The organism is Variovorax brevis, assembly GCF_030317105.1.
Classification (GTDB): Bacteria; Pseudomonadota; Gammaproteobacteria; order Burkholderiales; family Burkholderiaceae_C; genus Variovorax; species Variovorax brevis.
This window is the reverse complement of record NZ_JASZYG010000001.1, coordinates 373,491-387,246: the sequence shown is the minus strand read 5'-3', so window position 1 is coordinate 387,246 and position 13,756 is coordinate 373,491. Positions and strand designations below refer to the sequence as shown.

The window sequence follows — 13,756 nt, the reverse complement described above, 5'->3', positions numbered from 1 at the left end:
TGCCGTCAAAGCATCCACTCGATCGGCAGGACCTTCAGGAAGTCGATCCAAAGCCGTCGCACAGCGCCCGATTCAGGCTCTGTCGTGAATGTCGTTTCGCCATCCCCGCCCTGCTCGACCCATTCGAGCTTGCCGTCGGATTGCAGGCGAACAAGGTAGGCCTCGTTTGGAAGCCGACTGTCCAACTGGTTGGCCAAGACTGTCGCGAGCGCGGGGCTGTCGATGACCACGCCCATCTCGGTATTGAGGCGGGCCGAGCGCGGATCCAGATTGAACGAGCCGACGAACAGCCGCTTTCGGTCAGCGCCAAAGGTCTTTGCATGCAGGCTCGATTCGGAACCCCCGCTGCCCGCACCGCTGCCCGGCACGCCCGAGCGCCGGTCGGCGTCCTTGCGGGCGGGAAGCGCAGCGCCGCGCTTGAGTTCGTAGATGGTGATGCCCGCTTCGAGCAACTGTTTCCTGTACTTCGCATATCCTGCATGGACCGGCCCGACGTCCGTTGCTGCCAGCGAATTCGTCAGCACACGCACCTTGACGCCACGCCTGGCGAGCTGGACCAGGCTGTCTGTTCCATTCTTGCCGGGCACGAAATAGGGTGACACCAGGTCGAGCGCCTGTTCCGGCTTGCCCAGTCCCTCTTCAAGGTGCGCCAGCATCTGAAGGTCCGCGCCGCCGGAAGCCTGCAGCGCTTTCCCGGGCGCGTCGTAGATGACCCGCGCGGTGGTCCATTCGAACGGCACTTTGCCCTCGGCCAATTGCGTCACGAAGGGAATCTGACGCGTCGCCGCCACGTAGGCTTGCGCGGCGGGCGTCTCGTGAACTGCGGCCCAGCCGGCGCGCAGGTCGGCAGCGCCTTCGGGCGTGGCGGGCGGCATCAGGCCGGCTGCGGGATACGCCGATGCGCTGTTCCAGTACAGGTCGAACTGCGTCGACACTTCATTCACCACCGGCCCGACGGCCATCACGTCGAGGTCCTGGAAGCCGACGTCGCTGTGCGCGCCGAAGTATTCGTCGCCGATGTTGCGCCCGCCTGTCACCGCGACCTGGTTGTCCGCGGTGAAGGACTTGTTGTGCATCCGGCGATTCACGCGCGCGAAATCCAGGGCGAAGTCCCCTGCCCTGAAGCCGCGGTTCGCAAACGGATTGAACAGGCGAATCTCGATGTTGGGATGCGCATCCAGCGCGGCGAGCATCGAATCGAGGCCCCGCGTGTTCGCGTCATCGAGCAGCACGCGCACGCGCACGCCGCGCTCCGCCGCTTGCCACACCGCCTGCCACAGCAACTGGCCCGTCGTGTCGCGATGCCAGATGTAGTACTGCAGGTCGAGGCTGCGTTGGGCGCTCCCGGCCAGCATGACCAGGGCGGCGAATGCGTCGTTGGCGACGGCCAGCGCATGGATGCCGGACTTGCCGGGGTGTTGATTCGTCTCGCGGCGCACGGCCCGCCCGAGCGGGGTGTCGGCGGTGTCGGGCAGCGCGTGGCTTGGAATGCGCTGCACGTCGCCGGGCAAGCTCGCGCACCCCGTCAAGAGGACCAACAGGGCGCAGGCAACGAAGGCGCGCATGCCGTGCATCAGGTCACCATGGCAACGCTCCTGGCGTTTTGCGCACGACGTGTTCAGCGTCCCATGCGTGCGTTGTAGCTTTGGGAAACGCGGTCCATCAGCGCCGGATCGCGCGGACCCGTGGCGTCGAACTGCACGCGCACGCTGCCATCGGCCTGCTGGCGCAGGGTGGCCGTCACGGTGCCCGCGCCTTGCTGGCCGACGATGGTGCCGCTGCTGCGGTCCTCCACGCTGATGGCCAGCCCCTGGTCACGCATCGCCCCGCCGGCGGCCGCGAAGGAACGGTCGAAGCTGGTCGGCGCCGCGACCGGCACGGCGCCATAGGGGTATGGGTAGTAGGCGCATCCCGCCACGGCCAGTGCCGCGGCGCAGGCAAGGATGCGTGCCGCGCGCACGACCGTGTCGCGGCCGCGCACAGCGGGCGTTGCGGAAGGGCTGGAACGCGCATCGCGCCCATCCAGCCTGTCATGAGTGACCTTCAAGTTGTCCATGCCGTCCTCTCCGTCCTTGGTTTGACGCATCGAAGACGCATTGTGGACTTCACTCCGGCTTGAAGTCGATCGACTTGAGCACGCCGCCGACGCGCTGGTAGTCGGCGTTGAGCGACTTGGTGAGCTCTTCAGGCGTGCGCGAAGTCACGGCCTCCAGACCCAGGTCTTGCAGGCGCGCACGCATGGCCGGCTGCGCCATGACCTTGGCCACGGCTTCGCGGATGCTCTCCTGCACCGCAGCGGGCACGTCGGGCTTGACCCACAGGCCCATCCACGCAACTGTTTCCAGCTGGGGGTAGCCCAGCTCGCCGAAGGTGGGCACGTCGGGCAGCAGCGGCGAGCGCTTGGGCGTGCTCACTGCAAAGGCCTTGATCTTGCCGGTCTTGATCATCGGCAGCGAGGTCGCGATGCCGTCGAACATGAGCGGAATGTGGCCGCCCATCACGTCGGTCAGCGCGGGCGTGGAGCCCTTGTAGCCCACGTGCGTCATGTCCATGCCGGCCGCCTTGTTGAGCTGCAGGCCGATCACGTGCGAGACCGTGCCGGGCGTGTAGGAGGCATAGCTGACCTTGCCCGGGTTGGCCTTGACCCAGCTCACCACCTCGCCGAAGTTCTTGGCCGGCACCGAGGGGCCGCCCACCATCACCAGGCCACCGCGGCCGAGTTCGGCCAGGGGCTTGAGCTCCTTGAACATGTCGTTGCGCATCTTGATGATGTGCGGGATCTCGCTGACCAGCGAGTTGACGCCCACCAGCACCGTGTAGCCGTCATGCGGCGACTGCGACAGGTCGTTCACCGCGAGCACGCCGCCCGCGCCGGGCTTGGGGTCCACCACCACCGGCTGGCCGGTCTCCTTGGCGAGGCCGTCGGCCACCAGGCGCGCGATGATGTCCGCGGATGCACCCGCGGGGCCGGCCACGACGACACGCACGGTCTTCTCGGGCCACTTGGCCGCCGGCGTTCCGTTGTCGGCCTGGGCAAGGCCCGCCATGCCGAGGAGCGAAAGCAGCGATGCCTGCGCGATGCGCCGTCTTGTCAGATTGGTTTTCATGTTTGAGTTTCTTGAGTATGCGTATCAGGGCGCCCAACGCAACAGCGCGAGGGCCAACACAGCGAGGAAAAGGGTTTCGCCAAACATCAGCAGCACCGGCTTGAGACCGACGGTCGCCAGTTCGCGAAGCTGCGTCTTCATGCCGATGCCGGCGATGGCCGCCACCAGGCACCAGCGCGAGAAGTCACTGCCCACCGTGGTGACCGCCGACGGCAGCCAGCCGGTGCTGTTGATCGCCACCAGCGCCGCGAAGGCCACTGCGAACCAGGGCAGCAGCGGCGGACGTGGGCCGCCTGCACCCTTGCCCAGCGCACGGGTGCACATCACGGCAAACAGGATGACCGGCAGCAGCATCGCCACGCGCATCAGCTTGACCAGCGTCGCGACGTCGCCGATGTCCTTGGACATGCCGTAGCCTGCCCCCACCACCTGCGCCACGTCGTGGATGGTGGCGCCCAGGAAGATGCCTGCCGCGTGTTCCGGCAGCCCCAGGGCGCGCGCGATCATCGGGTAGGCAATCATTGCGAGGGTCGACAGCACCGACACACCCACCACCGTGAACAGCGTGGCGCGCTCCTTCTGCGGATGCGCCGGCAGTGCAGCCGCCAGGGCCAGCGCGGCAGACGCGCCGCAGATGGCCGTGGCGCCGCCGCTCAGCAGGCCGAACAGCGTGTTGAAGCCCATCATCCGCGCGACGATCATCGACACGCCGATGGTCAGCACCATGGAGATCACCACCAGAAGCACCGGATGCCAGCCCAGCGCGACGACCTGCCCCACGGTGATGCGCAGGCCCAGCAGCGCCACGCCCCAGCGCAGCACTTGCCGCGCGGTGAATTCGATGCCGGGCTTGCAGGGGCCGTCGCCCGACAGGAAGTTCATCGCCATCCCGAGGATGAGCGCGAACAGCATCACCGGCGCACCGTAGTGCTGCGACAGGAAGGTCGATGCAGCAGCCACCACCACACAGGCGATGACGCCAGGGAAGAGCGTGCGGCTTCGCGCCGGCCACGCGGCGAGGGACAAGGTCGTCATGATTGCCTCAGGCTGCAACCAACAGGTGGTCTTGCCAGGCGTCGCGCAGGAGGTTCTTCTGCACCTTGCCCGTCGCGCCCAGCGGAATGTTGTCGACGAAAACCACGTCGTCAGGCGTCCACCACTTGGCGATCTTGCCGTCGTAGAAGGCCAGCAGTTCGTCGCGCGTCACGTCCTGGCCCTGCTTCTTCACCACCACCAGCAGCGGGCGCTCGTCCCACTTTGCGTGGCGCGCGGCGATGCAGGCGGCCATGCCCACGGCCGGATGGGCCATGGCGATGTTTTCCAGGTCGATGGAGCCGATCCACTCGCCACCGGACTTGATCACGTCCTTGCTGCGGTCGGTGATCTGCATGAAGCCTTCGGCATCGATGGTCGACACGTCGCCGGTCGGGAACCAGCCGTGCACCAGCGGGCTGTCGCCCTTGAAGTAGCGCGAGATGATCCAGGGGCCACGCACCATCAGCTCGCCAGCGGCCTTGCCGTCGTGCGGCAACTCGGCGCCGTTCTCGTCCACGATCTTCATGTCGACGCCGAACACGGCGCGGCCTTGCTTGGACTGGATGGCCAGGCGCTGTTCGGCGTCCAGCTTCAGGTGCGAAGGCTTGAGCGTGCAGGCCGTGCCGAGCGGGCTCATCTCCGTCATGCCCCAGGCGTGGAGCACGTTGACCTGGTAGCGGTCCTGGAAGGCACGCATCATGGCCGGCGGGCAAGCCGAGCCGCCGATGATGGTGCGGCGCATCGTGCTGAATTCGAGGCCGTTGCTCTCCACATGCGTGAGCAGGCCTTGCCACACCGTGGGCACGCCGGCCGACAGGGTCACGCCTTCGGCTTCGAACAGGTCGTGCAGCGACTTGCCGTCCAGCCACGGGCCCGGGAACACCAGCTTGGCGCCGACCATGCACGCGATGTACGGCAGGCCCCAGGCGTTGACGTGGAACATCGGCACCACCGGCAGGATGACGTCGCTGGCCGAGCAGTTCAGCGCATCGGGCAACGCGGCCGCATAGGTGTGCAGCATCGTCGAGCGATGGCTGTAGAGCGCGCCCTTGGGGTTGCCCGTGGTGCCCGAGGTGTAGCAAAGCGAGGAAGCCGCCTTTTCGTCGAAGACCGGCCAGTGGAAGTCGGGCGAATGCTCGGCCACCAATTCCTCGTAGCACAGCAGGTTCGGCACCTTGGAGTGCGCCGGCATGTGCGCGCGGTCCGTCATGGCAACGAAGGCCTTGATGGTCGTCACGCGCGAGGCGATGGCCTCGATCAGCGGCAGGAAGGTCAGGTCGAAGAACAGGATCTGGTCTTCGGCATGGTCGGCGATCCACACCACCTGGTCGGGGTGCAGGCGCGGGTTGAGCGTGTGCAGCACGGCGCCCGAGCCCGAAGCCGCGTAGTACAGCTCCATGTGGCGGTAGCCGTTCCAGGCCAGCGTGGCGACACGGTCGCCCATGCAGATGCCGCGTGCGCGCAGCGCGTTGGCCAGGCGACGGGCGCGTTGGCCGAGTTCGCGGTAGGTGGTGCGGTGCACGTCACCTTCGACGCGGCGCGAGACGATTTCCTGGTCGCCGTGGTGGCGCTCGGCATGGGTGAGCAAGGTCGAGATCAGCAGAGGCTGATCCATCATCAATCCGTTCATGTCCGTTCTTTCAATTCGATTCGATCAAGGGTTTGGGGGCAGCGCGGTCACGCGACGGCGCTGTGGGCCGCATTGGTGTTGAGGGCGGCTTGTTCATCCTTCAGGGTCTGGCCCACGCGCTGCAGATCCGGTTCGTAGCTGCGCGAGGCACGCATGAAGGCCCAACCGGCCACCACGGCGAAGAGCGGCATGGCCGTCAGCGCCTGTTCCAGCGTCCACGCGTCCGACAGGATGCCGGCGATGAAGGGCCCGGCCGCCAGGCCGAACAGGTTCTGGAACAAGGCCAGCACCGAGGCGCCGGTGGCACGGATGCCGGGGTGGATCACGTCGATCACCACGGCCGAGACCGGGCCGACGGTGCAGGTCATCAGGAAGCCGCCGAAGATGACCAGCAGGAACTGGGCGTGGGCCGTCATCGCAATGCCGAATCGATGCGCACCGAATGCGAGGACCAGCACAACCAGCGAGGTGATGCACAACAGCGCCATGACCTGCAACTTGGCACGCGGGCGGCCACGGCCGGCACGGTCAATCAACGCGCCCCACACCACGCTGCCGACGGCGCCGCTGAGCACCACCATGGCCGCGCTGATCGCCGCGCGGTCCGGCGCAAGGCCATGCACGCGGTTCAGGAAGCTGGGCAGCCAGGCCCAGATGGCCGACACGACGATCAGTTGTGCCGAGCCGCCGATGCACACCCACAGCATGGTGCGCGAACGGGTCAGCGCCTGGACGATGGCACGCACGGCGCTGCCGGTCGAGCGCGTGGCGCGGTCCAGCCGCGGCGTCAGGTCCACGGTGCGGTAGTCGCGCACCTTGGCATAGAGCAGCGCCAGCACCAGGCCCGGAATGCCCACCACCCCGAAGGCGGCTTGCCAACCCCAACGCGCGGCGATGAGCCCGCCCAGCATCACGCCGAGCACGGAACCCACCGACGCCGCTGCAAAGAAACCCGCCAGCAGCGCACCACGCATGCGCGCCGGGAAGTGGCTGGCGATCAGCGCCGAGCCGACGGCGCCATAGCCCGCCTCGCCCAGCCCGACCACGGCACGCGCTGCCAACAGTTGGCTGTAGTTGCGCGTGAACATGCAGGAGATGGTGGCCAGGCTCCAGGTCGTGGCCATCACGACGATGCTCTTCACGCGGCTTCCGCGATCGGCGAAGAGCGCAATCGGCAGCGCGGCCAGCGCGACCGTCACCGACACCACCGAGACCAGTGCGCCGAGTTGCTTGTCCGACAGTCCCCAAGCCTCCTTCAGGTGCGGAAAGAGCGAGACGATCACTTGCCGGTCGATGTAGTCGACCATCATGAGGCCGATGGTCATCGCAAAGGCGAACCAGGCCTGGCGCGGGCCGAACAGATAGCTGTCGGCACCCGTCTTCTTCGCGTCGAGCGCGTGCATGTCCATGGTGGCCTCGCTGCGTCAGGGAACCAGCACGGTCGCGCCGGTGGTCTTGCGCGATTCGAGCGCGCGGTGCGCGTGGGCTGCGTCGGCGAGCGCGAAGCTCTGCTTGGGCTCGCTCACGATCTTGCCGGCCAGCACGTGGCCGAACAGCTCGTCGGCCATCGACAGCATGTGCGCGCGCGGCTGGATGTAATGCATCATCGCCGGCCGCGTCAGCCACAGCGACCCCTTGGCCGCCAGCAGCATCGTGTCGATCACGACCGGGCCGGAACTCGTGCCGTTGCTCACCAGCGTGCCGCGCGGCGACAGGCTGTCGAGCGATGCCATCAGCGTGTCCTTGCCCACCGAGTCGTAGACCACGGGCACACCCTTGCCGTCGGTGATCTCGCGCACGCGCTCGGCGATGTTCTCGCGCGAAGTCACGATGGTGTGCGTGCAGCCGTTGGCCTTCGCGATCTCGGCCTTCTCGTCCGAGCTGACCGTGCCGATCATCGTCACGCCCATGGCGCGCGCCCACTGGCAGGCGATGAGGCCGACGCCGCCCGCGGCCGCGTGGTACAGGATGGTCTCGCCGCCCTGGAGCGGATAGACCTGGCGGAACAGGTACTGCGCCGTCATGCCCTTCATCATGAGGGTCGAGGCGGTGCGGTCCGACACGCCCTCGGGCAGCGGAATCAGCACGTCGGCCGGCATCACGCGAGCCTGCGAATACGAACCCTGCGGGCCGATGAGGTAGCCGACGCGGTCACCCACGCGGACGTCGGTCACGCCGGGGCCGACGGCCTCGACGACACCCACGGCGTCCGAGCCGAGACCATTGGGCAGCGGCAGCGGATAGAGGCCCGTGCGGAAGTAGATGTCGATGAAATTGACGGCGATGTAGGTGTGACGAACGCGCGCTTGGCCGGGGCCCGGCTCGCGCACGTCGACGTCTTCCAGCTTCAGGACTTCCGGACCGCCGGTTTCGTAAATGCGAATGGCCTTGGCCATGGTGTGTCTCCTTGATGTGTTTCTCAAACTTCGGCTGACCCGTGGTCGGCCATCGATGCCTTGTCGCCGCTCGCGCCTTCATGGCTCTTCTGGCGTACCAGCGCGGCGATGAAGGCCTCGGCCAGCGGCCACGCGCCGAATCCAGAGGCTGGATTCAGGTGGCCGACGGCCCCGAGGTCATACAGATGGCTGCCCCAGCCGCGTGCCAGATCGGCCACGCGCTCGAACTGCGCCAGCGGGTCGTTGCGGCTCGCGGCGACGATGCTCGGGAACGGCAGGCGCTCGCGCGGCACCGGCAGCCAGCCGCCTTCGCGCAGCGCCTCCAGCGAGGGGTAGCCCTCGGGCATCGCTTCCTCGAAGTCCGGCGGCGTGGCCATCAACGCACCGTGAACGGCGCGCTTGGTCTGCTGTGCCCAGTGGGCGACCATCACGCAGCCGCCGCTGTGCGCCACGAGGATCAGCGGGCCGTCGATGGCCTGCGCCTCGTACTCGATCGCCGCGACCTTCGCCGCGCAGTCGAGGTCGGTGCGGCCCATCGGCGGCACCGTGCGGACCCGGGTTCCGCGCGCTTGAAGCTCGGCGGCCAGCAACGTCTGCCAGTGCGCGTCCACGTGGTCGCGCAGTCCGGGGACGATGAGCACCGTCGGCATGGTCGCTGCAACGCTCATCTTCAAGCCGCCTTGCGCAGGAAGCCCTGGTGGGCGCCGTTGCGGTTGGGCGCGAAGCCGTTGGCCAGCAGCGATTCCTCGACGGTGTCGTAGAACACGCCGATCTTGCTGATCTCACGCGCCTGCTGTGCGGTGGCGATCGGGCGGCCGAACTCACGCGAGATGCGCACCAGTTGCTCGACTTGCTTGACCGTGCTCATCTTCTCGGTGCGGGCCTGGTTCCACAGGTTGTCCTCGATGCCGCAGCGCACGTGCAGGCCCATGGCGATGCCCATCATGTTGACCGGCAGCACGTTGCGCATCGAGCTTTCCACCGTCAGCACCGCGCCGTCCGGCGTGGCGCGCACGAAGTTGGCCAGGTTGTAGATGTTCGGCTGGTCCATGCCGCCGCTGATGGCCACCCAGTTCATGACCAGCGGGCCCTTGTAGACGCCGCGGCGCATCAGGCGCTCGACCGACTCGAAGCTGTTGATGTTGTAGCACTGGAAGGCGCTCTGGATGCCCGCGTCGTTCAGGCGGCGGATGTGCTCTTCAGCCCAGCCCGGTTGCGCCGGCACGGTCATTTCCTTGTAGGCATTGAAGACCGCCGGGTCTTCCATCGAGGTGCCCTTGTAGTCCTCGTATTCCCAGTGCTCCACCACGTTCATCTGCGAGGTGTTGATGGTCACGGTGACCTGGTCGGGCTTGGGGTCGAGCTCGGCCAGCATGTGGCGCGTGTCGTCGGAGAGCCACTTGGCCGCGGCGCCTTCGGTTTCCGGCGCGAAGCTGATGGAGCCGCCGACCTGGATGATCATCTCGGGCACGGCGTTGCGCACGCCGGCGATGAGCTCGTTGAACTTGGACAGGCGCTTGCTGCCCTTGCCGTCAAGTTCACGCACGTGCAGGTGCAGCACGGTGGCGCCGGCGTTGTAGCAGTCGACCGCCTTCTGGATCTGCTGGTCGATCGTGACGGGGATGTCCTCGGGGAAGTCGGAGGGCACCCACGACGGCGCGTACGGCGCGGCGGTGATGATCAGGGGTTGCTGGTTTTCAGGATAGAGGGAGCCGTCGAGAAAGTTCATTTGAAGACCTCGTAGAGAAATTGGGGAAAAAAGGAAGGGCCGATCAGAAAGTCGCTTCGCCGACGATTCCGGCGCGTTCCATCTTTCGGTGGCACGGGGGGTAGTCCATGACCGCGTAGTGCTGGGTGCTGCGGTTGTCCCAGAAGGCCATGCTGTTTTTCTTCCAGCGGAAGCGCACCTGGTACTCGGGAACCGCCGCCTGCTCGATCAGGTAGCCCAGCAGGTCGCGGCCGGCCGAGGTGTAGTCCTGGCCGAAGCGCACGTTGTCCGGCGTGTGGTAGTTGGTGAAGTGCGTCGTGAAGGCGTTGACGAACAGGACGTTCTCGCCGGTTTCCGGATGGGTGCGCACCACCGGGTGCTCGGCATCGGGGAACTGGGCGTGCAGCGCCAGGCGCTTCTCGATCGGCATGGCGGCGCCGAAGCTGGCCTCGATGCTGTGGCGGGCGCGCAGGGTCGAAATCTTCTGCTTGATGTCCTGCGGCAGGCGGTTGTACGCCTCGACCATGTTGACCCAGATGGTGTCGCCGCCCACGGGCGGGCATTCCACGCAACGCAGCACGCAGCCGAAAGGCGGCTTCTCGCGCCAGGTGGCGTCGGTGTGGAACGAGTTTTCGTAGCGGTCGTTGGGCGTCTCGGGCGACTTGTAGATGCGCACCAGGCCCGGGTTCTCCGGATCGCTGCCGGCCACGGGATGGTCTTCCAGGTCGCCGAAGTGGCGGGCCAAAGCGACGTGCTCGGCGCGGGTGATGTCCTGGTCGCGGAAGAACAGCACGCGGTGCTTGAGCAGCAGGCCGCGGATTTCGGCGACCGTTTCCGCATCGCGCGAGGCGGCGCCGAGGTCGACATTTGACAATTCGGCGCCGATGGTGCAGGTGAGTTGCTCGACCTTGATCGAGGTCTTCAGTGCGGCGGCCGAGACGACAGCGGGGGCCCCTTGCTGCGTGTCTGCGTGGATGGTTGCGTTCATGCCTTGTCTCCGTTGTTGGAGGCCGGCTTTCGATTCGCCAGCCCCGTTGTTGATCGGGTGGCCGCCTTTGCGACCTTGCAGGCTGAAGAATAGGATTCGGAGCGGGTTCAGACCCCCTCCTTGGCGGAGGGGGGAGGACCTCGCTTTGGGGGGCGGTTGGGCCCCTCCCTGGCAGGCGGCCAGGGTGTCAGGAACTCAGGCCGTCGGCTGGATGAGGCCCAGAATGCGTGCGCGGACGACGACCTCCTTGCGCGTGCCGGCGTCCAGCTTGGCCAAAAGGTTCTTCACGTGCCACTTGATGGTGGTTTCCCCCACCTGCATGGCGCGGCCGATCTCCTTGTTGGAGAGGTTGCGGGCCAGCAAATCCAGCACTTCGCGCTCCTTGGGCGTGAGCACCATGCCGCGCGTGGCGATGTGCCGCGCGGCCTCGCGCTCGGACGGGGCCGCAAGCACCGCAGCCGGTGCGGGCGATGGCGGCCGCACAACCGGCGCCCCACCCTGCCCACCGATCTCGCGCGCCCATTGGCCCACGTCCGGATGGGCGTCGTCGAACACGCGCACCAGACCGTAGCTGGCGGCCAGGTCCATGGTCTCGCGCATGAGCGCGCCGGCTTGCTTTTCGCCGCAACGGTCCAGGGCAAAGGCACGCAGCGCGAGCAGCTCGATGTGCAGCCGTTCCTGCCGGATCAGCTGCGCGTGTTCCCCGGCGCGCGCCAGGGGTTCCAGTGCGCCGCGCCAGTCCTGGGCGGCGATGGCTGCATAGCCCTTGGCGAGGCCTCGCAAGGCATCGACGCTGCGCCGCCAGAAACGGCCTTTCGGCAGGTCGTCGCCGTCCAGCATGGCGTCGATGCGCTCGCACAGCGCGTGGCAGGTCTGCGCGCGGTAGCGGCGCGCGTGCATGCGCACCTGCTCGACCAGGCTGGCGACGCGCAAGCGCGGCAGCGCACGCGCCGTGCCCACGGCGTCCAGCCCGGCCAGCAGTTCCATGGCGCGGTGCTCGGCGCCGTCGGCCATCGCCATGCGGGCCATGGTGCGGTAGGCGAGCAACAGGGTTTCGGGCAAGCCGCCGTGCTCCAGCACGTCGAGCCGGTCGGCCAGCAGCGCGGCGGCGTCGCCAGGTCGCCCGCGCTCCCACACCGCAGACGCCAGCAGCGCCGCAAGCATGCAGCTGAGGCGGCTGCGCCGGCCGAGGTCGGCATCTGCACTGGCCAGCGCGGGTTGCAGCAGGCTGTCGGCCAGTTGCACCTGGCCTTCCCAGACGTAGCTCAGGCCGATGATGAGTTCGCCCCATCGCCCGATATAGCCGCGGCCGAAGTCGCCCCGCGGCGACTGCTGCTGCCGCAGCCGCGCCAGGGCCGGATCGCCCTCGAGCAGGCTGCGGTACGCGGTCCGGTTGGCGTGCACCTGCAGGAGCAGCGGATCGCGCAGCGGCGGCGACTCGGCCCACGGGTCGTGCAGTTGCGCGAAGAGGTCCGGATCGTCGGCAAATACCGCCGCGCCGCTGAGGATGAGCGCGCACTCGCAGCGCAGCGCGTCATTCACCTCGGATTTCGCGAGGATGCGGTCGACGAAGCGACCCGCATCTTCGTGGCGCTCGCTGGCCGCCAGCGTCCAGGCGACGGCCAGCAGCACGCGCGGCCGCCGGTCGAGCTCGGCGGCGGGCAACTGGTTCAGCCATTCGAGCACCACGCCCTGGCGCCCGTGCGCCATGATGGATTCATAAAGGCTGCGCTCGGTCAGCTCATACGCCTTTTCGTTCTGGCCTGCGATCAGCGCGTGGCGGGCGGCCTGTTCGAGCTGCCCGCGTTCCGCCAGCCAAGTGGCGGCACGCGCGTGCGATGCGGCCTGCTGCTTTGCCGGCAATCCGGCGAAAGCCTGGCGCAGCACGTCGCGCACCAGCATGTGCATGCGCAGCCACTCGCCCTGCTCCGAGACCACAAAGACCGGCGTGTCGCGGCCCAGCCGGACAAGGCGCTCCGCGGCATCCTCAGCCTGGGCGACCGCACGGCAAAGATCCGGATGCAGGTTGTCCAGGATGGAAATGCGCGTCGCGAACTCGCGATCCTCGGGCTCCAGATTGGCCAGCAGCAGCGCCGGGATGTGGTCGCGCAGCGCGCCGCCCAGCGCGGCCATGCCCGCCACGTCGGCCCGCGCGTCGGCACCCCGGGCGATCACCGTCAGCGCCAGCTGCACGCCCAGCGGCCAGCCTTCCGTCAGCTCGTGCAGGCGCGCGGCCGTGTCGTTGTCCACCCGGGTGCCGAAGCGTCCGTGAACCAGTTCCAGCGTCTCGTTGAGCCGGAGGCGCAGCATGGCCGGCCCCATCACCACGCACTGCCCGTAGGCGATGAGGTCGTCGATGTCCAGATGGCAATCCGGGCGCGCGGCGACCACCGTGCGCAGGTTGGGCGGCGCGTTGCGCAGCAGGTAAGCCAGGGCCTCGCGCGAGGCCGGCGGGAGGCGATTGGCCTCGTCGACGAAGAGCACCACGTCGAGCGCCGTCTGGGCCAGTTCGGCCAGCCAGATGGTGATGCCTTCCAGGCCGCCGGGGCCGACAGCTTCGAGCAGCACATGGCCGAAACTCGGCCGCCCGGCCCCTTGCCGTACCGCCAGCGCAAGGGCCTGGGCCAGCCGCTCCGGGTTGTCGCGCGCCTGGGCCGAAAGCCAGGCGACGACGACGCCATGCGACAGGTGCTCCAGCCGCCACTGCGCCAGCAGCGATGTCTTGCCGAAGCCGGCAGGGGCCTGGATCAGGATGGCCGGAAAACCGTGGAAAGCGGCATCGCTCGCCAGCAGGCGCGGTCGGGAAATGAGATGGCGCTGCACGCGCGGGGGCGAGACCTTGAGCAGCAGGTCGTCGTTGGCACTGCCGGCTTCAAGATTCACTTGGATGGT

Annotated in this window: 11 protein-coding genes; all 11 read right to left on the bottom strand. The window is 67.7% G+C overall.

Annotation, left to right across the window (positions count from 1 at the left end; all coding sequences use genetic code 11):
* Positions 1 to 5: 5 nt before the first annotated feature.
* The 11 genes from QTI66_RS01585 to QTI66_RS01535 all read right to left on the bottom strand — a co-directional run bounded on the left by QTI66_RS01585 (position 6) and on the right by QTI66_RS01535 (position 13,747).
* Entirely contained in the window at positions 6 to 1,565 is a 1,560-nt protein-coding gene (locus tag QTI66_RS01585) for a phospholipase D family protein (protein ID WP_286557019.1), read from the bottom strand.
* Between the two features lie 53 nt (positions 1,566 to 1,618).
* The gene (locus QTI66_RS01580) at positions 1,619 to 2,056 is read right to left on the bottom strand and encodes a hypothetical protein (RefSeq protein ID WP_353506176.1); all 438 of its coding nucleotides are present in this window, start codon (positions 2,054 to 2,056) and stop codon (positions 1,619 to 1,621) included.
* A 49-nt stretch (positions 2,057 to 2,105) separates the two neighbouring features.
* Positions 2,106 to 3,107 (bottom strand): Bug family tripartite tricarboxylate transporter substrate binding protein, encoded by a 1,002-nt coding sequence (locus QTI66_RS01575; RefSeq protein ID WP_286557017.1) that lies wholly within the window; start codon positions 3,105 to 3,107, stop codon positions 2,106 to 2,108.
* 24 nt (positions 3,108 to 3,131) lie between these two features.
* Positions 3,132 to 4,142 carry a YeiH family protein gene (locus tag QTI66_RS01570; RefSeq protein ID WP_286557016.1) on the bottom strand — a complete coding sequence of 337 codons (1,011 nt, stop codon included), beginning with the start codon at positions 4,140 to 4,142 and terminating at the stop codon, positions 3,132 to 3,134.
* A gap of 7 nt (positions 4,143 to 4,149) precedes the next feature.
* Positions 4,150 to 5,772 (bottom strand): 3-(methylthio)propionyl-CoA ligase, encoded by a 1,623-nt coding sequence (locus QTI66_RS01565; RefSeq protein ID WP_286557015.1) that lies wholly within the window; start codon positions 5,770 to 5,772, stop codon positions 4,150 to 4,152.
* Positions 5,773 to 5,819: 47 nt separating this feature from the next.
* On the bottom strand, positions 5,820 to 7,181 hold the full coding sequence (locus tag QTI66_RS01560; RefSeq protein ID WP_353506175.1) for an MFS transporter: 1,362 nt from the start codon (positions 7,179 to 7,181) through the stop codon (positions 5,820 to 5,822).
* A 15-nt stretch (positions 7,182 to 7,196) separates the two neighbouring features.
* The gene (locus QTI66_RS01555; protein ID WP_286557013.1) at positions 7,197 to 8,168 is read right to left on the bottom strand and encodes a quinone oxidoreductase family protein; all 972 of its coding nucleotides are present in this window, start codon (positions 8,166 to 8,168) and stop codon (positions 7,197 to 7,199) included.
* A 23-nt stretch (positions 8,169 to 8,191) separates the two neighbouring features.
* The gene (locus QTI66_RS01550; RefSeq protein ID WP_286557012.1) at positions 8,192 to 8,836 is read right to left on the bottom strand and encodes an RBBP9/YdeN family alpha/beta hydrolase; all 645 of its coding nucleotides are present in this window, start codon (positions 8,834 to 8,836) and stop codon (positions 8,192 to 8,194) included.
* A 2-nt stretch (positions 8,837 to 8,838) separates the two neighbouring features.
* The gene (locus QTI66_RS01545) at positions 8,839 to 9,897 is read right to left on the bottom strand and encodes a beta-keto acid cleavage family enzyme (RefSeq protein WP_286557011.1); all 1,059 of its coding nucleotides are present in this window, start codon (positions 9,895 to 9,897) and stop codon (positions 8,839 to 8,841) included.
* Positions 9,898 to 9,940: 43 nt separating this feature from the next.
* On the bottom strand, positions 9,941 to 10,864 hold the full coding sequence (locus QTI66_RS01540; protein ID WP_286557008.1) for a TauD/TfdA dioxygenase family protein: 924 nt from the start codon (positions 10,862 to 10,864) through the stop codon (positions 9,941 to 9,943).
* Positions 10,865 to 11,059: 195 nt separating this feature from the next.
* Positions 11,060 to 13,747, bottom strand: a complete 2,688-nt coding sequence (locus QTI66_RS01535) for a winged helix-turn-helix domain-containing protein (RefSeq protein WP_286557006.1) — start codon at positions 13,745 to 13,747, stop codon at positions 11,060 to 11,062.
* Between the last annotated feature and the right edge of the window lie 9 nt (positions 13,748 to 13,756).